This window comes from Gillisia mitskevichiae (assembly GCF_003634585.1).
Classification (GTDB): Bacteria; Bacteroidota; Bacteroidia; order Flavobacteriales; family Flavobacteriaceae; genus Gillisia; species Gillisia mitskevichiae.
The window spans coordinates 628982-652653 of sequence record NZ_RBLG01000001.1 but is presented as its reverse complement, the minus strand read 5'-3'; the positions used below and the strand labels follow the sequence as shown (position 1 = coordinate 652653).

At 38.3% G+C, this 23672-nt stretch carries 25 protein-coding genes and 1 pseudogene; 20 read left to right on the top strand and 6 right to left on the bottom strand.

All coding sequences use genetic code 11. The annotated features are described in order from the left end of the window. Positions 1-77 precede the first annotated feature (77 nt). From BC962_RS16455 to BC962_RS02965, 6 genes are all read right to left on the bottom strand, one after another. The gene (locus BC962_RS16455; protein WP_072319420.1) at positions 78-284 is read right to left on the bottom strand and encodes a GDCCVxC domain-containing (seleno)protein; all 207 of its coding nucleotides are present in this window, start codon (positions 282-284) and stop codon (positions 78-80) included. 12 nt (positions 285-296) lie between these two features. Beyond that, positions 297-1643: a dihydrolipoyl dehydrogenase family protein gene (locus BC962_RS02985; protein ID WP_009781463.1), complete on the bottom strand. Its 1347-nt coding sequence runs from the start codon at positions 1641-1643 to the stop codon at positions 297-299. 1 nt (position 1644) lies between these two features. Continuing rightward, positions 1645-2247: a mercuric transport protein MerTP gene (gene merTP / locus BC962_RS02980; RefSeq protein ID WP_121344427.1), complete on the bottom strand. Its 603-nt coding sequence runs from the start codon at positions 2245-2247 to the stop codon at positions 1645-1647. Continuing rightward, positions 2244-2618 carry an ArsR/SmtB family transcription factor gene (locus BC962_RS02975; protein WP_121344426.1) on the bottom strand — a complete coding sequence of 125 codons (375 nt, stop codon included), beginning with the start codon at positions 2616-2618 and terminating at the stop codon, positions 2244-2246. Before BC962_RS02975 ends, merTP begins: the two co-directional genes overlap by 4 nt. A gap of 154 nt (positions 2619-2772) precedes the next feature. Continuing rightward, positions 2773-3429: a class I SAM-dependent methyltransferase gene (locus BC962_RS02970; protein ID WP_121344425.1), complete on the bottom strand. Its 657-nt coding sequence runs from the start codon at positions 3427-3429 to the stop codon at positions 2773-2775. Positions 3430-3572: 143 nt separating this feature from the next. After that, a complete protein-coding gene (locus BC962_RS02965) occupies positions 3573-4220 on the bottom strand; it encodes an N-acetylmuramoyl-L-alanine amidase family protein (protein ID WP_121344424.1) in 648 nt (215 codons plus the stop codon). 189 nt (positions 4221-4409) lie between these two features. Between BC962_RS02965 and BC962_RS02960 the strand changes: the two genes are divergently transcribed. From BC962_RS02960 to BC962_RS02870, 20 genes and pseudogenes are all read left to right on the top strand, one after another. Beyond that, on the top strand, positions 4410-4697 hold the full coding sequence (locus tag BC962_RS02960; RefSeq protein ID WP_031428457.1) for a hypothetical protein: 288 nt from the start codon (positions 4410-4412) through the stop codon (positions 4695-4697). Positions 4698-4730: 33 nt separating this feature from the next. After that, positions 4731-5015: a hypothetical protein gene (locus BC962_RS02955; protein WP_121344423.1), complete on the top strand. Its 285-nt coding sequence runs from the start codon at positions 4731-4733 to the stop codon at positions 5013-5015. Further along, positions 5002-5964, top strand: a pseudogene (locus tag BC962_RS02950) (TraG family conjugative transposon ATPase); the annotation flags it as partial. The gene BC962_RS02955 and the pseudogene BC962_RS02950, both read left to right, overlap by 14 nt. 163 nt (positions 5965-6127) lie before the next feature. Then, the gene (locus tag BC962_RS02945; protein ID WP_121344422.1) at positions 6128-7342 is read left to right on the top strand and encodes a site-specific integrase; all 1215 of its coding nucleotides are present in this window, start codon (positions 6128-6130) and stop codon (positions 7340-7342) included. 62 nt (positions 7343-7404) lie between these two features. After that, entirely contained in the window at positions 7405-7716 is a 312-nt protein-coding gene (locus BC962_RS16625; RefSeq protein WP_394337506.1) for a DUF6660 family protein, read from the top strand. A gap of 127 nt (positions 7717-7843) precedes the next feature. Next, positions 7844-12247, top strand: coding sequence for a CusA/CzcA family heavy metal efflux RND transporter (locus BC962_RS02940; RefSeq protein ID WP_121344421.1), 4404 nt, complete (start codon positions 7844-7846; stop codon positions 12245-12247). A 16-nt stretch (positions 12248-12263) separates the two neighbouring features. Continuing rightward, complete coding sequence (locus BC962_RS02935) at positions 12264-13484, top strand: efflux RND transporter periplasmic adaptor subunit (RefSeq protein WP_121344931.1); 1221 nt, start codon at positions 12264-12266, stop codon at positions 13482-13484. 107 nt (positions 13485-13591) lie between these two features. Continuing rightward, positions 13592-13930: a P-II family nitrogen regulator gene (locus BC962_RS02930; protein ID WP_121344420.1), complete on the top strand. Its 339-nt coding sequence runs from the start codon at positions 13592-13594 to the stop codon at positions 13928-13930. Between the two features lie 60 nt (positions 13931-13990). Beyond that, positions 13991-14422: a DoxX family protein gene (locus BC962_RS02925; protein ID WP_121344419.1), complete on the top strand. Its 432-nt coding sequence runs from the start codon at positions 13991-13993 to the stop codon at positions 14420-14422. A 151-nt stretch (positions 14423-14573) separates the two neighbouring features. After that, a complete protein-coding gene (locus tag BC962_RS02920; protein WP_121344418.1) occupies positions 14574-15005 on the top strand; it encodes a Fur family transcriptional regulator in 432 nt (143 codons plus the stop codon). A gap of 32 nt (positions 15006-15037) precedes the next feature. Then, positions 15038-15388: a SpoIIAA family protein gene (locus BC962_RS02915; RefSeq protein WP_183075434.1), complete on the top strand. Its 351-nt coding sequence runs from the start codon at positions 15038-15040 to the stop codon at positions 15386-15388. 34 nt (positions 15389-15422) lie between these two features. After that, positions 15423-15839 carry a hypothetical protein gene (locus BC962_RS02910; protein ID WP_121344416.1) on the top strand — a complete coding sequence of 139 codons (417 nt, stop codon included), beginning with the start codon at positions 15423-15425 and terminating at the stop codon, positions 15837-15839. A gap of 78 nt (positions 15840-15917) precedes the next feature. Then, positions 15918-17564 (top strand): multicopper oxidase family protein, encoded by a 1647-nt coding sequence (locus tag BC962_RS02905; RefSeq protein WP_121344415.1) that lies wholly within the window; start codon positions 15918-15920, stop codon positions 17562-17564. Between the two features lie 61 nt (positions 17565-17625). Then, positions 17626-18060, top strand: coding sequence for a Fur family transcriptional regulator (locus BC962_RS02900; protein ID WP_121344414.1), 435 nt, complete (start codon positions 17626-17628; stop codon positions 18058-18060). A gap of 89 nt (positions 18061-18149) precedes the next feature. Further along, on the top strand, positions 18150-19553 hold the full coding sequence (lpdA, locus tag BC962_RS02895; protein WP_121344413.1) for a dihydrolipoyl dehydrogenase: 1404 nt from the start codon (positions 18150-18152) through the stop codon (positions 19551-19553). A 35-nt stretch (positions 19554-19588) separates the two neighbouring features. Next, entirely contained in the window at positions 19589-19795 is a 207-nt protein-coding gene (locus tag BC962_RS02890) for a hypothetical protein (protein WP_121344412.1), read from the top strand. Between the two features lie 11 nt (positions 19796-19806). Continuing rightward, positions 19807-20055 (top strand): acyl carrier protein, encoded by a 249-nt coding sequence (acpP, locus tag BC962_RS02885; RefSeq protein ID WP_121344411.1) that lies wholly within the window; start codon positions 19807-19809, stop codon positions 20053-20055. 77 nt (positions 20056-20132) lie between these two features. Further along, complete coding sequence (locus BC962_RS02880; protein ID WP_183075433.1) at positions 20133-20924, top strand: cation transporter; 792 nt, start codon at positions 20133-20135, stop codon at positions 20922-20924. Between the two features lie 46 nt (positions 20925-20970). Next, positions 20971-21654 (top strand): lipoprotein signal peptidase, encoded by a 684-nt coding sequence (locus BC962_RS02875; protein ID WP_121344929.1) that lies wholly within the window; start codon positions 20971-20973, stop codon positions 21652-21654. Between the two features lie 63 nt (positions 21655-21717). Then, complete coding sequence (locus BC962_RS02870) at positions 21718-23670, top strand: heavy metal translocating P-type ATPase (RefSeq protein WP_121344410.1); 1953 nt, start codon at positions 21718-21720, stop codon at positions 23668-23670. Positions 23671-23672 lie beyond the last annotated feature (2 nt).

Below are 23672 nucleotides of genomic sequence, written 5' to 3'. Positions count from 1 at the left end.
AAATATTTTTTTCAAAGAGTACTTTCTTTGTGCCTGGGCATCTATATACTATTTGGCGGTCAGAGTCGGCGAATTTTTTAGCAACAACTTTTGTTTTCTTGAATTGGCGGACAAGGTACAGTTCCATAAGAGCAATAAACACAACAATCTCCTTCGTTTGGTTTTAGAACCGTTTTACAATTCTCACACTCGTAAAAGAATTGACAAGCGTTTGTTGGCATATCTTCTACTTTTTTATGTCCGCAGTTTGGACAAGTAATTTCTGATTTTAATATAATTTCCATTCAATTTTTTTATTATAGCATATGTGGTATGTCCGAAGCCAAAGTTGGATATGAGAAAATCATTGTTCTAATATCATTAACCTTCATCTTTGTTTTTATGGCCATTGCAAAGAGATTTATTGTTTCTTCTGTATGTGGTCCGATTAAATGCGCTCCCAAAATTGTTTGAGTTTCTTCGTCAATAATAGTTTTGAACGCATATTCTTCTACATTCAAACGCTTGGCATTGAACCAATTACCAACCTCCTTATAATTAATTCGAATATTGTAATTCAGCTCTTTCGCTTTCGATTCAGTACATCCAACAGAAGCCATAGTTGGTAACGTAAACACCACTGTTGGCATTGGCGGATAACTTATTTCTTTAGAATTGCCTTTAATAATATTTGAAGCAACCGTATGACCTTCCAGAACTGCAACTGGCGTTAAGGGCAAACCTTCTGAATCTGCAGCATCGCCTGCTGCATAAATATGAGGGTTTGAAGTACTTTGCAAGTATTTGTTCACTGTAACACCTTTATTAGTAAAGGCTATGTTCGCTTTGTCTAATTCCAAATCAAATATGGCTGGTGGTCGTCCGGCAGAGTTAAAAACAGCTTCAGCTTCAAAATATGCTGTTTTCTCTTGAGATTTACCTTTTACTCGATACTGGCTATCCACTTTCTCAATAGCCGTAACATCTGTATTAAGAATGAGTTTTATGCCTAACTCTTTTGTGGCAGAAACAAGATGTTTTACAATATCCTGTTCAAAATTTTCCAAGGGATTTTCTCTACGATGAACAATAGTGACTTCTGCTCCGCATCGAGCCGCTATATGTGCAAACTCAAAAGCGATATATCCACCACCGATGAATACTAAAGATTTTGGCAATTTTGCTAAATTCAAGAAATCGGTACTGGATTTTGCATAATGACCACCTTCAAATTCTAAAACCCTTGGCTTGGAACCCGATGCGATTACAATTTTGTTAGCCTTTATTTTGTCTGTTCCAACTTCCAATGTGTTTTCTGACAGGAATTTTGCTGAACTATGAAAGGTGTCTATTCCGTTCTTTTTATATCCTTTTTCAATTTTTGGTGGCATTTCATCCACAAAGGATTGTTTAAAGGCCATAATGTCCTTCCAATTGACTTTAGGTATGGTATCAATACCATTTCCTTTAAGCCTATTAGCAAAGTCTCGAACTTCCGTAGCGCCTATAATCACTTTTTTTGGGTCACAACCTCTCAAAGCACAGGTGCCACCATAAGGTAATTCATCCGTTATTCCTACTTTTAGCCCTTTTGAGGCACATTTATTTGCGATGGTCATTCCTGCCATTCCCGAACCAATTATAAATACATCATATTCTTTCATACTAATTGATTTCTTTTTTGTCGGTTACTTTATAACCTGTTGAGTTAATTGCTTTCTCGATTTCCGTTTCATTAGATTTGGATTTGTCAAATTCAATGATTGCGTTTCCATTCTCGTAGGACGCTTTTGTATCTACAATTCCGTTTAGTTTATTTACTTCGTGTTTGACGTGTTCTTCACAACTGACACAGGTCATTCCGCTGATTGTAAATTCTGTTGTTTTAATATCCGATTTGTCAACTACGATTATTTGCTTTTCCGTGTTTGGGTAAAAAATTCCTGAATAGTACGGGAAAGCCAACATTATAATTGCAAATGCAGTTACAATTCCTAAAAAGGTTTTTGATTGAATGAATTTTGGTTTCTCTTCCGTTTCGCATTCACAGTCAATTTCTTTTTGAGGTTTTAGTTTTTTATACCAAGCAAAAGCAAGAACTAAAATTGTCATTCCAATTAGATAAGGTCTAAAAGGTTCTATCCAAGAAAATGTTGAAGCAATTCCGCTTGTTCCTGCGATTAGAGCCAATACTGGCGTAATACAACATAATGAAGCTGTAATTGCAGTTAACAAACCTGCACCAATTAATTTGTTGTCACTTTTCATATCGTTTCTAAAATTTTGTTTTTATCAAGTATCTCAAAAAATGGGTTTAGCATTTTTTCGTATTCAGCTGTGAGTGAGTAAAAAATCGTTTGGGCTTCTCTATCGGTTTCTAATAGATTTCGGTCTTTCATTTTTCTTAAATGTTGAGAAATGGCAGAAATATTCATTCCGAGAATATCGCTTAAATCACAAACGCAAAGTCTTTTTTCCTCAAAGAGTAGATAAAGTATTTTAAGTCTTACGCTATTCCCGACCAATGAAAGTCCATTCGCTAAATAGTCGAACGATTCATTTAATTCTGAAACCGTGTCTTTGCAACGATTTATTTGTTCAATATCGGCTTGTTGTCTTATGCAAGAATTATTTTCCATAGCCAAATATACATTTATTTCTTATTTAAGCAAACACTAAACTAATGAAGTACAAAAAAAACTTAGATTTTTTAATTTGATAGCTTTTGAGTAGGCTGGTGATACAAAAAAGTAAATTTAAGGTGAATGGTTTTTCATAAACAGTGTATAGGGTTTATTCGGGTTTACTACCGGAAGCGACAAATACACCTCCATAATTAAAACTATCATCCACTTTAAAATTGGAAACCTTCGTCTCTAAATATTGGTATATTGGTCTGTCCACTTCGCCTTTCCCAATCCATTTTACAAAATCGCCCTTCAAACTTGGTTTTTCAAGATACCAGTCCAGAATAACAATTCTACCGTTTGGTTTTAAAATTGAAATCATATTGTCGATTATGTTTCGCCATTCGGGCAGCCCTGACAAACCAAGGTCGCAAAAAACAGCGTCAACGGTAATTTGTTCGTTTCGATAATCAAGCCAATTTCGGTCAATTTTAGTAGCATCGTTTAATTCCGTTTCGATATTCTTCCAACCGTTTTTTTCTATTTTTTGTTTGGCCTTATCAAGCATTCCACTCGACAGGTCAATGCCAATGATAAGTCCTGTATTGTTCAAATATTCGTTGAAATATTTAAAGTTGACCCCTGTTCCGCAGGGCACGTTTAATAAGGTCTGTCCATTTTTGAGTTGAAGCTCTTTGATGGCATAGTTCCTGGCTTTTTTATAATACCAATTTGAGATGTAATCGTAAATGACGGAAAGCTTATCGTAGTAACGAATAGCGTTTTCCTGTTCTTCCTTTGTTCCGTACATTTGAGTTTCCATTATGCTTTTTTATCTGGTGATGAACTTGATGTATAAAAATACTCATTTCTTATTTTTTAGGTCATAAATCTGCCTTAGAACTTCTGACAAAAAAACTTTCAATACTTCTCGGATGCTTTTAATTGTTTCGATGAATAAGTCTTTCATAATCGTTTATTTGAGTAGTTATAGATTCCTTTTAAAATAGCCATCGCCACGGCCTTGATTTTAGGAGGCTGCAAAAAATAGAATCCTTCATCTTCGTTGGTAAGAAATCCAACTTCTACTAAAACAGCAGGGCGGTAATCAACATTTTCCCGTAGCACCTGAAAATTCGCAAACTTCACGCCTCTACTCTCAAAACCCAATTCTTTTTTAAAATAAGCCTGCAACAGATAAGCAAGCAAGGTTGAAAGGTCTGAAAACTGAGATTTAGTATTTGCCACATAAACTTCAATGCCTCTTACGTTAGCATTATCTGAATGATTGCAATGCAAGGAAATAAATACATCCGTATCTAAAGCATTGGCCAATTTAGTTCGATCAGATAACGAAATAAGCGTATCACTATACCTGGTCAAATAAATATCCAAAGGTTTTTCCAATTCATTATTCAGCTTTAAAATGGCGTTTGAAATATCCAAAGCCACATCCTTTTCTTGGATACCATTTTTTCCAATTGCACCAGAATCTTTTCCACCGTGTCCAACATCAATTACAATTCGTTTTTGAGCACTCGTTTCTTGACCAAAAATGAAACACATTTTTAGAAGCAAAATCACAAAACTGACGTTTTTGAGCACTTTTTTCATTTTCACTTTTCGGGTTATTAACAACTCGTCTTCCAAAATCCATAGAATTTGATGTCAAATAATGGCAACGGAATTCAATTACTATCAAATAATATTTTATTCACAAATATTTGATTTTCAGGTGTTTGAATATAAATATATGTACTTTTCCCTTAACGAAAACGAATCAAAAACTTAAACTATTCCGTTATGAAAAAATCAATCTACTTGGCAACTTTTCTTTCGTTGCTCTCAACATCGCTTTTTGCACAAATTGGAGGAATCGAAGATTCAGTTGACGATGTTTCCAACACCATCAGGACAATTTTTCCAATAATCCTTGGTGTAATATTCCTAATCGGTTTCCTGTTCAACGCGGGACATTTCTTCGGGGAAAACGCCGATCTCAAAAAAGGGATTACCCGTGTTCTCGTTTTTGTATTGATTGCAGGAGCTGTGGTCGGCATTTTCACTTACCTAATCGGAATCGTAGTCTAAGCCTCTAAGAGGCATTTTAAAAAAATATGTGATATGAAAAAATTCGAGGTTTATAAAAACATCAGGAAGCGGGCTGTCATTTTCGGGCTGCCCATTTCCCTGTTTGCCATAATGATGGTTTCCATACTTGCTTCGCTATTGGTCATCATCTTTTCTTTCAGTTTCGGGATTATCATCGGCGTAATAGTTCTTAATTCAGCCTTCTATATCGCTTTGACCCGGATAACAAGCAATCCACAGCTTTTCCAAATGGCAAAAGCCTTCCCAAAAATCATCAGTAACAAAAGAAACTCCGGCATCGATTATGAACAAGATTAACCTTTCGGCATACCGACCCATCGCGGATATCCAGGACAATATCATTTTTGCCAACAATGGCAATGTGGTCTTATGCTACCAAGGCAACCTGCCCGAGATCTATTCCTTGTCCGAAAAGGATTTTGAGGATATGCACGGGGCTTGGTTTCAGGCTTTGAAGTCGTTGCCGGTGGGAACTGTAGTTCATAAGCAGGATATTTATTTGAAAAAATCCTATTCTTCGCAACAACTGCCCAATAAAACCTTTTTGGAAAAAGCGACCCACGATCATTTTAAAGGGCGTGAATATATGGAGCACCGCTGTTTCCTGTTCTTTATCCTGACCAAGAACAAAGCGCTTAACAGTCCCAAATATGTCAACCCCTTCCGAAAGGTTTCCAAGAGCATTATCCGGGAACTTGATGATAACGTGCGACGCTTTATCGGCTCGGTCAGCGATTCGGTTTCCTTTATCAACAATAGCCGTAAAATGGAATTTTCTCCACTTGATGCGGATTCAATTCAAAATCTAACGAATGGCTATTTCAATGGCTTCAATGAAGGCTTTGATACGGATATTTTACTTGAAAGAAAAAACGTCAATATAGGCGAAAATTATTTTGATGCCCTAGCCATCAACAGCGAACTGTGCTTTGGCGAAAGTGTACAGAGCAGCAAGACCAATGAGAAATTCACTTCTGACGATTTTGTATTTCATCAAGGGTTTATTGATGGTTTAGGGCTTACGCTAAACGAGAACCACATTGTCAATCAGATTCTATATCTGGACGATAAACAAAAATGGCGCAAGCTGCTCGATAAGAAAGTAGAGGAACTGAACAAAAGCTCCAACTTTGGTTCGCAGAACAAAGTGGTACTCGGAAAAATCCAGCACATCCTTGACCAGATCAATGCCGATGACAATGCGCGGATTATCCGTGGTCATTTAAATATTGTTTACTGGGACAAGAATCCAGCGTATTTACTACCAAATTTCCGTAAGTCATATTATAATCAACTGATTAACATATATTTAATTTTATATAATGTCAATTGATATCGTTTAAAATCATAATTTGTTGTACCTATGTTGTACCAAAAATGATTATCTTTATATTCTCAATACTTAAGATATGGCATCAAACGCAAAAATAGTACTTCGGAAAAAGCCTAATAAAGAAGGGCATTGTCCTCTTTGTATTCGTATTACAAAAAACCGTCGCTCAAATTATCATTATATAGGTCATAATATTGATCCTAATGATTGGGATGGGAAAAATATTAGAGTTAGAAAATCACACCCTTACTCAGATAGATTAAATGGTTTGCTTAGTACTAAATTAGCTGAGGCGAATAAAATGCTGATTGATTTGCAGTCGAGCAAAAAAGATATTTCGGCCAATCAAATAAAAGAGAAACTTTATGCTTCTTCCGAATCAGTTACTTTTTTCGAAGTGGCACAAGATTTTCTTGATGATTTAGAGGCAAACGAGAAGCTGTCAAGGCTTTCAACAGATAAAGCAAGAATTAATCACGTTTTAAAATTTTCCACATCAAAGCAGCTTACCTTTCAAGAAATTGATGAAAATTTTTTAAAGAGATTTAAAACATACCTCCGCAAAAAACACAACCTGTCAGAAAGGTCGATAGTAAATAATCTTATTGTAATTAGAACTATCTATAATAGAGCTATTAAATTGGGCATAGTAGATAGAAAACTCTACCCCTTCGGTTCAGATAAAATACGGATTAAGTTCCCTGAAACCGAAAAAATAGGCCTTACCAAAAATGAGGTTATAAAACTTGAATCCGTTGAAAATTTGACTGACCACGAAACTCACGCTAGAAATGTTTGGCTTTTTAGTTTTTATTTTGCCGGAATTCGGGTAGCTGACGTATTGAAAATTCGTTGGACCGATATTTATGACGCCCGGCTTCATTATCGAATGAACAAGAATTCAAAATTGTTATCCCTTAAAATCCCAGATAAAATATTTCCGATTTTGGAATACTATCAGGACATTAAACAAAATGATGATGATTTTATATTTCCGGAAATGAAAAAGGCAAATTTACAAGATGCAAAAGATGTCTATGCTAAAACAAAAACGGCCAACAAGAAATTCAATAAATATTTAGTTACGGTAGCTGAGAAAGCAAAAATTTCAAAAAAAGTAACGATGCACATTGCAAGACATACATTTGGGAATATATCGGAAGATAAAATCCCAATTAATATGCTCCAAAAATTATACAGACATTCTTCGATTACTACCACAATAAATTATCAATCTAACTTTATGCATAGAGATGCAGATAATGCCTTGGATAGCGTCATTAATTTTTGATTTCTGAAATTCTAAATCATCTTTGCACAACCTGTGCATCACAATTTTCTTATCTTTGCAGAGTGAAAATATTAACTATCATATTATCCCTTTACTTTTTGGTACTCAACGGTGTGCCCTGTGATGATAGTGAAGTTAGTTTATACGATTTTCAAAATGACTTACTGACGCAGTTAGATCATAATTCAGATAATACCGAACAGCCCGTATGCGTCAATTTTTGTCTATGCAGTGGTTGTCACGTAAATATTGTGAATGTCGATATATTGACATTCTCTGTGCCAACATTTGATATTTCCTCTGAAATATTTTTTCATTTTAATGGTTCGGGAGAAGATATTCCTCACTCCCTATTCCAACCTCCACGTGTTTAATTCAGTTTTTATAGGATAGTTATATCCTACTTTGACCTTTTTCTTGAGGTCAATTCTAATTTGATATGATTTTGCTCAAGGCAAATTCGTGTCGATAAGTTTCACTGAATTAAACCTTTCTTTTTTTATGATTAATAAAATCATTTCATTTTCAATCAATAATAAATTTATTATTGGTCTGTTAATAGTAGCCCTTGTAGGTACAGGCGTTTGGTCAATGGCCACTATTAATCTGGGTTCCGTTCCAGATATAACCAATAATCAAGTGCAAGTAATAACCACTGCCCCAAACTTGGGTACGGAAGACATCGAGCAATTTGTGACCTACCCTGTGGAACTCGCAATGGCCAACTTGCCTAATGTCATAGAACTACGTTCTGTATCACGCTTTGGTCTTTCTGTGGTTACCATCGTTTTTGACGATGAGGCAGGCACCTATCTTCCTCGCCAACTGGTACAAGAAAAGTTAGCGGAGGTCAGTGAAGAAATACCAGAAGGTTTTGGGTCGCCTTTTATGGCTCCCATTACCACAGGATTGGGGGAAATATTTCAATACACCTTAAAAATTAAGGAGGGCTATGAAGACCAGTATGATGCTATGGAGCTTCGCACCATACAGGATTGGATTGTAAAACGGCAAATGGCGCTCGTCCCCGGTGTTGTGGAAGTCAATGCTTTTGGCGGATATGTAAAGCAATATGAGATAGCTCTTAATCCGGATAAACTCAAAAGTTTTGGCATTACGATGAGCGAAGTGTTTGAAGCCCTTAAAATGAACAACGCCAATACTGGAGGAGCTTATATCGAAAAAAATCATCAGGCCAATTTTATAAGGGGAGAAGGCCTGGCACGTAGTCTTGAAGATTTAGAGAACACAGTGGTTATTACACAAAATGGCACCCCAGTATTAATAAGGGACGTGGCTGAAAAAGTAGGTTATGGGAGCCAAATACGGTATGGGGCGTTTACCCAAGACGGAAAGGAAACCGTTGGCGGACAAATTCTTATGCTTAAGGGGCAAAGTGCCAATAACGTAATAAACAATGTACAAAGTCGAATAAAGGAAATTCAAAAATCCCTTCCTGAAGGTGTTTATATTGAACCCTTTTTGAGCAGAAGCGAGCTTATTGGAAGAACGACCAGCACAGTAGAAAAGAATTTGGTCGAAGGCTCACTGATTGTGATATTTGTCCTCGTTCTCTTGTTGGGAAGCTTACGCGGTGGATTGATTACTGCATCTGTAATTCCTTTATCGCTTTTATTCGCCTTTATTTTAATGAAACAGTTTGGCGTTTGGGCAAACCTAATGTCACTTGGTGCCATTGATTTCGGGATTATCGTGGATGGTGCCGTAATTATCGTTGAGGGAATGGTTTTCCACATTCATCAAAGAATGAAAAAGTCCACCAAGCTTGTCAATCAGGCAGAAATGGATGAAATCGCCTATGAATCTGCAAGTACAATGATGAACTCCGCATTCTTTGGCCAATTAATAATCCTTATTGTATTTACCCCAATTTTATTCCTAACGGGCGTTGAAGGCAAAATGTTCCGTCCAATGGCATTTACCTTTGGTTTCGCGGTTCTTGGAGCCATTATCCTTTGCCTTACCTACGTCCCAATGATTTCCGCACTATTCCTTAAACCTGCAAGAAATCCAGATAGCTGGTTCGCAAAGTTTGAAAATAAGATTGACAGGTTTAGTGACCGTATTATGGCCGGTCTTAATAAGGTATATAGACCCCTACTTTCATTCGCCCTCAGATTTAAAGCCGGAGTAATCATAAGTGCTGTTGCTTTATTATTGATAGCCGGCTTTATATTCAGTAATATGGGTGGTGAATTCATCCCGAAATTTGATGAGGGCGATATCGCAATGCAAGCTCTTATTAAACCAGGTAGTAGTCTTACCGAATCAATTGAAGCTTCAAAAAAGCTACAGAATATCATTACAAAGTTTCCCGAAGTCAAAACAATGATTTCTAGAATTGGTGTGGCAGAAATACCCACCGATCCAATGCCTATGGATATTGCTGATAGTTATATCATACTTGAAAAAGACAAAAGCAAATGGACGAGTGCAGACACTAAGGAAGAACTTATCGAAAAAATTCAAGAGAGTATTTCTGTGATTCCAGGTGTGAACTTTGTATTCACACAACCCGTAGAACTTCGTTTTAACGAACTGCTCACAGGTGTACGAGAAGATGTGGCAATAAAGCTTTATGGAGAAAATTTGGACGTGCTGTCGGAGAAGGCAAACGAAATGGCTTCAATTATAAAAACTGTCCCCGGAGCCGGTGATGTTCGAGCGGAGGCAACCAGTGGGCTTCCTCAGATGACCGTGGAATATAACAGAGCTAAAATGGCTCAGTACGGAGTGACAATTGACAAGTTGAACGATTATGTAAGCGCATCATTTGCCGGGGAAAAGGCAAGTGTTGTTTTTGAAGGAGAAAAAAGATTTGATGTTGTCATTCGTCTTGCGGAGTCATTCCGTCAAGACATTAATAGTCTAAAGAATTTATATATCGACCTTCCCAATGGTGCACAAGTTCCTCTTAAAGAAGTGGCCGATATTAGTTATAAACCCGGACCTATGCAAATTTCGCGGGACAATACCTACCGACGAATTTCGGTCGGTGTCAATGTAAGGGGACGTGATGTAAAATCGATGGTAGAGGAAATTCAGCAAAAACTGGATGCCCAATTAAATCTTCCCCCTGGCTACTATATTACCTACGGTGGTTCTTTCGAAAACCTTCAGCGCGCTACAGACCGTTTAATGATTGTAGTGCCTATTGCACTTTTCTTAATCTTCATTTTGCTCTATTTCGCACTTAACTCATTTTCACAATCGGTAATGATCTATATGGCCGTACCCTTGGCCGCCATTGGTGGGGTGTTCGCCCTTTGGATTAGGGGAATGCCATTCAGTATTTCCGCTGGGGTCGGTTTTATCGTGCTCTTTGGGGTTGCGGTATTAAATGGACTTGTGCTTATCAATAAATTCAATGAACTAAAAGAAAGCGGTATGACAAATATAAAAGATAGAATTTATGAAGCCACCCACGAGCGGCTACGTCCCATACTCTTAACGGCAACTGCCGCCATTATGGGCTTTATACCAATGGCAGTGTCCACTTCGGGAGGCGCAGAAGTACAACGTCCCTTGGCGACAGTGGTAATCGGTGGACTGATAACGGCCACTTTCTTAACATTGGTCGTGGTTCCCGTTCTGTATAATTGGCTGGAATCCCGTAAAGAGCGCAAAGGCAATGGTAGCGAAACCAGTTACATCAAGAAAAGTACCACCGTCATTATTGTGCTTTTTAGCTTGGGAGGATTTCTGACCTCAAATTCGGCAGCTGCGCAGAATAGCCAAATGGCCCAAACAATTACTTTGGAAGAAGCCATAACAATGGCCAAGAAAAATTATCCTTCCCTAAGGGAAAGTCAAGCTTTTATTGAGCGAGAACAGGCGATGAAAGGCACCAGTTTCGACTTGGGAAATACACAGGTATTTACAGGAAAAGAAGAATACAGCAATAACCTTCCCGGTGTCCAGACCACTATTGGTGTGCAACAGCAAAATATCGATTTGCTTTCGGGTTTTTCAAAATTGAAATTTTACAAACAACGTGAGGTTTTGGGCGAAAAGTTCTATGCTGTGAACGAGCAGCAATTGATCCGAAATGTGATGCAGGCCTATGACCGTATCAATTATAACAAGGCACAGCTGCGCTTTGCGGAACAGTTGGACAGTGTTTACACCAACTTTAGGACAGCTGCCCAATTGCGCTATGACACTGGAGAAACTGGTAAACTGGAATTTATCGCCGCCTCTTCGGAATATCAGCAAATTCAGGTATTACGACAACAGGCCTATGACGATATTGAAATCGCCAAAAGAGCACTGAAGCAATATTTGGGTATCGACCAAGAAATAGAAACGGTTGGGCTGCCCTATGACACAATTAGTTTTATGGGCGTTCTGGATTCAGCTTCAGTGGCCAACAATCCAATATTGCAGTACTCAATGCAGAATGCGGAAGTAAGCAAAGCGAACATCGGTGTGGAAAAAGCACAGTTCCTGCCCAAGTTCAACTTGACCTATGGAAGACAGATCGTGGACGATGTTTCGGGCTTTAACACCTATCAAGCAGGTATTAGCATACCGCTTTGGTTCTTTCCCCAGAAATCAAGGGTAAAGGCTGCCAAGGCAGATGCAATGGTGGCAGAAAATCAATATTTGGAACAAAAAGCGATGACCGAAAGCACGGTCTCACAGCTAATAAAATCGCTGGAAAAAACACAAAAAATCCTAAACTATTATCAGGAGGGCGCATTGCTATTGGCTGAAGAGCAAATCACTACCGCCGAGTTGGCATCCCAAGAAGGGGAAATAGATTATGTAAACTACATCACTATCCTTAATAGTGCCATTAAAATTAAACAGAATCATTTGCAATATATCAATCAGTATAATCAACAGGCCATTGAATTACAATATCAAATGGGAAACCTTTAAACTAAAAAAAGTAAAAATGAAGAAAATCGCAATAATAAGTACCCTTATACTAACTATAATTTTAATAGGCTGTAATGGGAAATCAAACTCGGAAGTCGGGAATAAAAAAGCCAACGAACTTTCAGAAAATTTTCAAAATACTGAGGCAGGGGAAAATGAAGAAGGTGAAGAGGGTGTTGTAGAAATTACCAGTGAGCAAGCTGAAACTATAGGTCTTGAGTTGAATCAGATTGAAGAAAAAAGTCTAGGCAACAGTGTAAAGGTAACTGGCATCTTGGAACTTTACCCTCAATATAAGGCCAATATTAGTCCTTTTGTAGGGGGTAATGTTAGCTCGATACAAGTAATTGAAGGAGATGAGGTTCGAAGAGGGCAGGTATTGGCATATTTACAGCATCCTGATATTATAAGTATGCAACAGGAATTTCAGGAAAAGAACGATGAACTCGTCTTCTTAAAACAGGATTTTGAACGTAAGCAGACTCTATATGATAAAGGGGTTTCGTCGGCCAAGGATTTTCAAATGGCGCAGTCAAAATTCCGAAGTACCACGTCCAGTGTTAATGCTTTAAGTGCAAAATTAAAGCTATTAGGTTTTAATCTTGATAAAATAGCCAAGGGGGAAATCTTTCCCGCTGTGCCCATTACATCGCCAATTGGTGGGTTTGTTGATGAAGTTATGGTAAGTCTTGGTGACTATGTAGCTCCCCAGACCAAAATGTTTGCGGTAAGTGATAATTCGGAAATTCACGCCGATTTTAAAGTGTATGAAAAAGATATTTATAAAGTAAAGGAAGGTCAACAAATCTATTTTACCGTAGCATCAAAGCCAGATCAGCTTATAAAGGCAAAAATTCACGCAATAGGCAAAACATTTGAAACCGATCCAAAAGCCGTTCACGTGCACGCAGACATTCACAATGAAGATAAAGAATTACTTCCTGGAATGTATGTGGAAGGTAGAATAGTACAAGGTGAAAAAATGGTCTTGGCAGTACCAGAGGATGCAATTGTCAAAAATGGTGAAAAAACGTTCATTTTCGTAAAGGATAATGACAAGAAAGAAGAAAATAAACTACGGTTCAATATGGTTCCTGTAAATATAGGGATAAGTGATTTGGGCTATGTGGAAATAAGCCTTCCTTCAGGTATATCTAAAGATATAACCATTGTTACAAAGGGAGCATACATTCTCTCTTCCGAGATGATTAAAGCTGAATTGGGCGACGACGATTAGACCAAAATATAACAATGGTTTTGATTCCGAGTTTGTTTATCGTCTTAATTAGTTAGTTAAAAATTAAAAAACAGGCTCGGTTCAAAATCAATTAGCAATAAATAATTATGAAAGAAATAAAAGCATTTGTAAAACCGAACAGAATACAACGGGTCATTGAAGCCCTATCGGACAACGGATTTAAAAGTATGACCCTGTCGCAAGCAGAAGGCACTGGTGCATTTAAGGCGAAAGGTGCTAGACCGTCACTCGATTTTCACATAACGGACAGTCCCGTGGTAAAATTGGAACTCGTCTGCCAGAACGAAGAGGCTCAAAAGGCTATAGATATTATAACCGAAAACGGCAAATCTCCGGAAAAGGGGGACGGAATAATTTATATAACCAGTATAGACGATGCCTTTAAAATCAAAACTGGTGAATCTCTCAAGAGGTATGACTTATAAAACCTGTTGTTGTGTATTTGACCAAACTCTACGGAAATTAGAAAGTAAAAATAAAAAAATATGGATGCCAAGTTTATTAAAGTCTTTTTGCGATTAGCAATTTCAATCGGTTTTTTATCGGCGGTCGCCGACAGATTTGGAATTTGGAGCAAAGAAGTTTCTGTTTGGGGAAATTGGGACAGTTTCTTGAGTTATACCCAAATGATAAATCCTTGGATTCCGAATTCACTAATCCCAACAATCGGAATTTTGGCAACCGTAGCCGAAATTGTTTTTGCGATTTTCTTGATAATAGGATTTAAAACGGAACTGTTTGCAAAATTAAGCGGATTTCTGTTGTTGATATTTGCTTTGGCTATGACTTTTTCAACCGGAATTAAAGGAGCGTTGGACTTTTCTGTTTTTATTGCTTCTGCCGGAGCTTTTGCTTTGAGTCTTATGAAAGAGAAGTTTTTGGAATTGGACAGTCTGATTTCTAAACCGAAAAATTGAACAAATATAATAACGACGCAACAACAGCTTGTAAAAGTAATTACTTGTCCTTGCCTATTCGGAAAATCCGCAAGGATTTTCCAGTTGGTTCTGGACTTGCGAAGTTTATTTCTAAAATGCGCAATAATTGTTGCACAAACCTGATGTACAAATGGAAGACATAGTAAAAAAAATGGAAGATAAGGGCGTTAAACCTACCGCTATGCGCCTGCTAACTTACAAACATTTATCAAAAATGAAAGTGGCAATAAGTTTGGGCGAACTCGAAAAACATTTTAAAAGTTCAGAGCGTAGCACACTTTTCCGTACTATAAAAACATTTGAGGAAAATAAATTAGTACACGCCATCGAAGACGGTACTGGCCTTGTCAAATATGCCCTTTGTGGCAAAGATTGTCAATGTGAAGTGGGCAACGATCTTCATCTGCATTTTCACTGTAATAAATGCGATGAAACAATTTGCCTCACAGACCATAAAATACCCCAAATCAACCTACCCCAAGGTTTTAAGGCAGAAAATATCAATTTGATCGTACAGGGGATATGCGTTAAGTGTGCGAAGGAAGGTCAAGGTTCACTATGATTTTAAGGAATAAAATTGAAAAAGATTTCAAAATGATGACAATAACAAAACAAAACAAAACCCTCTACCTTATAGCTAAAGGAGTACTTGACCACAATGACTGTGCGAACTTTTTTTCAGAGTTGAATAGACAAATCAACACTGCTAAAGATCTCCGTTGTTATTTTGAAATGGGGGATTGCCAAGGCTGTACACCAGAGGTATTTCAGAAAGATTATTTTCTGAACCTTGAAAAAGAGAAACACCTTGAGAAGGTTGCGATTGTAAGTACTCCGAAATACCACGAAGAATTTACCAGATTACTAATGCCCTTTTCCAGAGCACATATCAGGTATTTTGATAGTAAGGATTCCGCTACTGCCAAAGAGTGGATTGAGGTTTAAACAGAAAATTAATAAACATTGAAAAACAGATATTATGAAACAAATTAAAAATGTAGGTATTCTAATGATTTTGGTGGCTTTGATGATAAGCTTTCAAAGCAATGCACAGCAAAAAAAAACAGACAAAATTTTGAAGGACCCTGAAAAAAGGGAACAGGTTATGACGGCCATTAGCAACAATCCTGAAATGAGGAAGGAAATGATGAAAATGATGATGGAAAAAGATTCAACGATGATGAAAGGGATGAAAGGGATGAAAGAAAAAATGATGATGGGAATGGAAAAAGACTCTATAAAGTCAAAAAAGATGAAGGAAAAAATGGCCACAATGAAAGAAAACAAGGATATGGAGTGTGACTGTAAGTGTAAAGATGAGGAAGAGAAGTGCCAATGCCAAATGAAGGATGATGATGATAAAAATAAGGATAAAAACAAAGATGGTGAACAGTGATACTATGATAAATATGTAGTGTTCATCTTTTTGGGGTTCTATTAAATCCCCTATTTCACGAATAATCAATAGAAAATTATGGAAGAGAATAAAATTGATAGAAGGAACTTTATAAAGCTAGGCAGCATAGGTGCCAGTGTTGTAATTACTTGGCCACTTTTAAGTTCTTGTAACGGTTTTGCTTCAGAAAACGATAAAGTCAACCCCAATTTTCAAGCAGATTTGGACTTAGAACTGACTGCCAAAGAGGCGAATGTTCAATTGTTCAAAGGAAATACCACCAAGGTTTGGATGTTTGAAGGAAAGGTTCTGACCGGTGATGGAACCGCAGTCCAAAAATTGGGCGAGAGCTATTTAGGGCCTGTGATTCGTGTAAAAAAAGGGCAGAAAATTAGAATCCGTTTCATAAATCAATTACCCGAAGAAAGTATCGTGCATTGGCACGGAATGCACGTCCCTGAAAAGGATGATGGCCATCCTAAAGATGTAATAGGAAACGGTGATACCTATGTGTATGAATTTGAAATAATGAACCGTGCAGGGACCTATTGGTTTCATCCCCATCCACACGGACGCACAGGACCTCAAGTATATAATGGACTTGCAGGGCTTTTTATAGTTACGGACGATGAGGAACAATTGTTGAAGTTGCCATCAGGCGAATATGACGTTCCCGTTGTACTGCAAGATCGCCAGTTTGATGGTAATAATCAATTGGTATATCTAAACCGTGGACGTATGGATAGGATGAACGGTTTTTTGGGCAACCGTATTCTTGTCAATGGAAATCCGGATAGGGAACTTTCTTTTAAAAATGGATGCGTCTATCGACTGCGTTTTCTCAACGGTTCCAATTCGCGCTTTTATAAGTTGGCGTGGGAAGACGGCACTCCCCTTGTTATTATAGGTAAGGATGGGAGTTTACTGGATAGTCCTAAATCTAAACCCTATATAATGTTGGGCGTTGCGGAAAGAATCGATGTATGGCTCGATTTAAGGAACAAACCTCAAGGCTCCCAAATGATTATGAAAAGTTTGTCGTTCTTTCCCGGGATGATGGGGATGATGGGTGGAATGATGGGCAGGGGTCGAAACAACCTTCCCCTAGGCAGTGAGTATGAAATATTGAAAATTTCCATCGATAAAGCAGGAAGCAACAACTTCCAGCTCCCACAAAAACTGGCAGTATTCAATAAACTTGATCCTGCCACTGCCGTTAATAGAAACAATCCAAGAACGTTCCGCTTCTTTATGAGGCGAATGCAATGGACAATCAACGGACGAACTTGGGAAATGACGGGGGTTACCGAAGAAGAAACGGTAAAATTAGATACAACTGAAATTTGGGAAATCGTAAATAGTGGTGGTGGAATGATGGGCAATGGTAATATGATGGGAGAAAGAGGTCGAATGCGAGACCGTGGAGAAATGGAAGGAGACAAAGGAATGATGGGCGGGGGAATGCAAATGCCGCACCCTTTTCATATTCATCATTTACAATTTAATATTCTTGAAAGGGACGTTTCTAAAGTGGACAGCAGGATTTGGAATTCGGTTAAGGATGGATTTATAGATGAGGGTTGGCAAGACACGGTTCTGTTAATGCCAGGTATGAGTGTTAAATTAATAATGCGCTTTGAAGACTTTAAAGGGCTCTTTTTATACCACTGCCATAATCTGGAACACGAAGATATGGGAATGATGCGCAACTTTAAAATTGAATAAAAGGTGAACAGGCATAGTACTGGCCGGCCTTTTATAAAATCGATTTTTGAAGAGTTTTGCTATGACAACAACGGAAAAAATATTATTTGCCAAAGGGATACGCCCTACTGTAATGAGGTTGAAAATTTACAAATACCTCAAGAGAAAGACCTATGCCGTAACCTTAAAGGAAATGCACAAAGTCTTTATCGCCAAAAGTCAAAAAAACAAAACAGCAAATAGAACTACCTTTTATCGCAACCTAAAGACTTTTGATGACAAAGGGCTGATTCATCAAATTAACGATGGGACTGGAGTGGCAAAATTTGCAATTTCTGATGACAATGCCAAAGGTAAATACGGTACAGATTTACATATGCACTTTCATTGTACCAATTGTGGAGAAACAATCTGTCTACCGAATAAAATATCGGAAGAAAGCTTGCCAGGCGATTATGAAGTGAGCGATGTGAACGTGGTATTGAAAGGAATATGTGAAAAATGCAGGGGAAAATAACAGGTGGGAGTTCCAGATCCCTGAACCATTGCGCCCAATGGTCAGGTTCAGGTATCTTCCACCTTCTCTAACTTAAAAAATATTTGAATATGGAAAAATTTGATGTAACTATTATAGGATCTGGCCCGGGCGGGTATGTAGGTGCCATCCGCTGTGCCCAATTAGGTTTAAAAGTGGCCATTATTGAAAGGTATAGCACCCTGGGCGGCACCTGTCTTAATGTGGGCTGTATTCCGTCAAAAGCTTGGTTGGAAGCCTCTGAACATTATTACAAACTCAAACATCAATTTGAAAATTTTGGGATTGATGTAAAAGAAGCAAATGTCGATATCGTAAAAATGAACCAAAGGGTTCAGGACGTAGTAAAGGAAATCATCAATGGAGTTGACTATTTGATGAAAAAGAACAAAGTTACCGTATATGAAGGCCACGGCAGTATTAAGGACAAAAATACGATTGAGATTAAGGGCGGAGATAAAACGGAAACCATAGCAACCGATAAAATCATCATTGCCACAGGGTCGAAACCCGCTTCATTGCCCAATATTAAAATCGACAAAAAGCGCATCATCTCTTCTACCGAAGCCCTTGCCTTAAAAGAAATCCCCAAACATTTATTGGTCGTTGGCGGCGGGGTTATCGGTGTAGAGATAGGTTCCGTATTCTCCCGCTTGGGTTCAAAGGTTTCTATTGTAGAATATTTTGATAGTCTCATAGCCAGTATGGATAGCTCTTTGGGACATCAATTGCACCGTTCCTTAAGAAAACAGGGTATCGAATTTTATTTGGAACACAAGGTTACGGAAGCAACAACGATGGACAACAAAGTGGAATTGAAAGCAGAAAACCTTTCCAATAAAAAAGAAATGAGTTTAGAAGGCGATTTTTGCCTTATGGCCATTGGTCGTAACCCGTACACCGCCAATTTAGGACTTGAGAATATAGGAGTGGAAATCAATGAAAAAGGACAGATATCAGTAGACGAAAACCTTGAAACCAATGTCAAAGGGGTATATGCCATAGGAGACGTAATTCGGGGAGCAATGCTTGCCCATAAGGCCAGTGAAGAGGGTGTTTTTGTAGCCGAAAAAATTGTCGGCCAAAAGCCACATATCAATTATTCGCTGATACCCAATATTATTTACACCCAGCCAGAGGTTGCCGGCGTAGGCTTGACCGAAGAAGAACTAAAGAAGGACAATAGAAGTATAAAAACAGGCTCTTTTCCATTTAAGGCTAATGCAAGGGCAAAAATTAGTATGGATACCGATGGTTTTATCAAGGTAATCGCAGATAAGCAGACCGATGAGATATTGGGTGTACATATGATAGGGCCTCGCATTGCAGATAGTTATACCGAAGCGGTGGTAGCGATGGAATTTAGGGCATCTGCCGAAGATATTGCAAGGATGTCACACGGGCACCCCACTTTTTCAGAGACCTTTAAGGAGGCGTGTCTGGCTGCTACCGATGATAGGGCATTGCATATTTAATTTTTACAAAAACTGGCACAATAAAATTAAAAAGAATGAAGAAGCTTCAGCAATTGACCAAGGAAATTAACGAATTGACATTGAGGATTGAACAGGACTACCCTGAACTATACCAATATCTTGATGAAAACCCAATTACCATTTCCTATAGTGATCAATCCGAGCTTACCGTTAACTCATTCTCTGAATATCTAGATAGTTTAAAGTCAATCTTGGAAAGATATATAGAATCGCATAAATAAATGAAGAACAGATGGAAGATTTTAAAAAAAGGTTCAACAAGCTCCTGACCAATAAATTTGGAAGACATCCAAATTTGTTGAGACCAGAAGTAAATTTTAGTGAAGACCTCGGGGCGGATATTTTGGATATGGTGGAATTGATGCTAGAGTTTGAAAATGAGTTTAATATAGCCATTTCAGATGATGAAGCAGAAAAAATAACTACCCTAGGCGAAGCCGAGACATATATTAAAGAAAAAATTAAAAATAGTAGATCTTAACAAAAGTGGAGCAAACTTGAATATTTCAAATAGCAAGTAATCAGGCTTTAAATTAAATAACCCAGTAGCACATAATAATGAAGAAAAGCACTTTCATAATAAGTAAAATGGACTGTCCATCAGAAGAGCAGATGATTCGGATGAAATTAGAGACTTACACCCAAGTTAAATACTTGGATTTTGATATACCCAACAGAAAATTGGAAGTGTACCATTTAGATGCGATCGAGGAGATACGTTCATCAATTGCCGAATTAAAGTTCAATGAAACACTTCAGGGAACCGAAGAAGCCGAACCTCCTGTAATGGAAGACCAATCCAAACAAAAAAAGATTCTTTGGTGGGTCTTGGGAATCAATTTTGGCTTTTTCGTCATCGAAATGACCACGGGTTGGATTTCTTCTTCTATGGGTCTTATTGCAGATTCGTTGGATATGTTGGCAGACTCCATCGTGTATGCGTTGAGTCTTTTTGCGGTCGGCGGTGCTATTGCTAGAAAAAAGAAAGTGGCGAAATTCAGCGGATACTTTCAGATGGCCCTAGCGACACTTGGATTTATGGAAGTATTGAGAAGGTTTTTTACTGAAAGCGAAACACCTTTATTCCAATGGATGATCATTGTTTCCATATTTGCCTTACTTGGTAATCTTATTTCACTTTGGTTGATTAACAAAGCCAAAAGTAAGGAAGCGCATATGCAGGCGAGCGCAATTTTTACCTCCAACGATATTATAGTAAACGGAGGTGTCATATTAGCGGGAACCTTGGTGTATTTTTTAGATAGTAAATGGCCAGATTTGGTTATTGGAGCTATTGTTTTCACGTTTGTTATGCAGGGAGCGATTAAGATTTTAAAATTGTCCAAGTAATTTAAATGTGCGTTTTCGCAAAGCATTGGGTGACACCAAGACAATTATGAAGAAAAGAAATATAGTCTTATTGATTTTACTGTTGTTGGCTATAGACCAGGCAATAAAGATATATGTGAAGACCCATTTCTATTATGGAGAGGAATACTATGTATTTGGCCAGAATTGGTTTCGCTTACATTTCTTGGAAAACCCCGGGATGGCCTGGGGATTAAAGTTTGGTGAAGGATATCTAGCCAAGGTTGTTTTAATCTTATTCCGATTAGCCGCCATTGTTTGGGGAACTTTTTATATCAAAAAGATGATTAGCAAGGGATATGCCAAGATTTTTATAATCTGTGCAGCATTTATATACGCAGGTGCGCTGGGCAATTTGATTGATGGAGCTTTCTACGGGATTATTTTTGAAAAAAGCGATCCAGCGCTTCAGAACATTGCAAAAATATTCCCGTCAGGCGGTGGTTATTCTGGATTTTTAAATGGCAATGTAGTGGATATGTGGTTCTTTCCGATTATAGATACAAGGCTTCCGGATTGGTTGCCGCAATGGGGAGGTAACAAATTTACGTTTTTTGACCCGGTATTCAATACTGCGGATGTTTGGATCAGTACGGGCGTGATTTCACTCCTGATTTTTCAAAATAAACGGCGTAAAGACCTAAAAATATCGAATAAGAAAAAGTCGAAATATATTGAAGGTAACGGAACAGTTTTAAACAACGATCAATAATGAACGTATTTAAATCAGTTTGAGGCTATTTCATTGGATTCGGGCAAATAATAATACAGAAATATGAAAAAGAAAAAATTAAACTTAAGGGATCTCAAGGTCGATGATAGCGGCAAAAAGGAAAATTCTATGAATAACAAAGTTTCATCACAGCTGAGCATTAGGGAATATATACCTTCCATATTCAGTTTTGTAATGCTGATAGCAGGCATCCTTTTTGACTATTTTGAAACATTTCCCCAATTTTCGGGCTGGATCCGCATCCTCTGGTACGTGGTTGCGTATATCCCAGTTGGATTTCCTGTAATAAAAGAGGGTTGGGAAAGTATTAAACAGGGGGATTTCTTTACCGAATTTTTTTTGATGTCCATTGCAACCTTAGGAGCTTTTGCCATTGGCGAATATCCTGAAGGCGTTGCGGTAATGCTTTTTTATGCCGTAGGCGAACTGTTCCAAAACGCAGCCGTAAAAAGAGCTAAGGGCAACATAAAGGCACTATTGGATGTAAGACCCAATACGGCTTTGGTCTATCGGAACGGCGATTATGTTTCGGTTGACCCTGAAACTGTAGAAATTGGGGAAAAAGTTCAAATCCGGGTAGGGGAAAAAATTCCTTTGGATGGAGTGCTACTTTCTCAAAAGGCATCGGTAAACACTGCTGCCATTACGGGAGAAAGCAAGCCCGATGCAATTTCAAAGGGTGACAAGGTATTTGCAGGAAGCATAAATCTAGAAGGTGTTATCGAGATTCAGTCAACAAAAGAATTCAAGGACAGTTCCATAGCCCGGATCCTGGATATGGTGCAGAATGCGACCGCTCGTAAATCAAAGACCGAATTGTTCATTAGAAAATTCGCTCGCATTTACACCCCTATCGTAGTTTTTTTGGCTATTTGCTTAACGGTCCTGCCCTATTTTATTGTTGAAAATTATGTATTTAGTGATTGGTTGTACAGGGCATTGATTTTCCTTGTAATATCCTGTCCCTGTGCGTTGGTCATTTCCATTCCTCTGGGTTATTTCGGCGGATTGGGTGCTGCATCCCGAAATGGTATTCTCTTCAAAGGTGCGTCCTTTTTGGATACAATGACCCAAGTGAATACCGTGGTTATGGATAAAACCGGAACCGTAACCCACGGGGTTTTTAAAATCAAGCAAATTGTAAGTTCTGCTTTTGCAGAAAAAGAGTTTATGAACTATCTACTTGCAATGGAAGAGCAATCCACACACCCCATTGCCCGTGCCGTTATGCAGTACGAATTACCAATAAAAAAATTCAGCGCCACGAAAGTAACGGAAATAGCAGGCAAAGGCCTCAAGGGTACCGTTAACGGAAAAATGGTCTTGGCAGGAAATAAGGCTTTGATGACAGCCAATAAAATAGAAGTTCCTGCGGAAACCGATACAATAGTAGAATCAATCGTTATGGTCGCTATTGATGGCAATTTTGCCGGCTATATAACCATTGCGGATGAACTGAAAGAAGATGCCCACGAAGCAATAAAGCAGATTCGGGAATCGGGTATTTCCAAAATCATAATGCTATCTGGAGACAAGGATTCCATAACCCAACAAGTGGCAAAAGAAATGGGTGTTGATTGGGCAAAAGGCGGACTGCTTCCTGAAGATAAGTTAAACGAAGTAGAGGCCTTAAAAAAACAGGTTGGCACTAAAGTAGCCTTTATTGGTGATGGTATCAACGATGCCCCCGTATTGGCAGCGAGCGATGTTGGCATCGCAATGGGTGGCTTGGGCAGCGATGTGGCCATTGAAACGGCAGATGTTATCATCCAGACCGACCAACCTTCAAAAATTGCAAGAGCAATAAAAATCGGTCGTTCTACACGTCGTATCGTCTGGCAGAATATTGGTTTGGCCTTTGGTGTAAAAATCATTGTTATGATTTTGGGTGCAATGGGGATGGCTACAATGTGGGAGGCTGTTTTTGCAGATGTTGGAGTGGCCTTTCTGGCAATACTTAATGCCATTCGATTACAGAAAATGAATTGGAAATAATT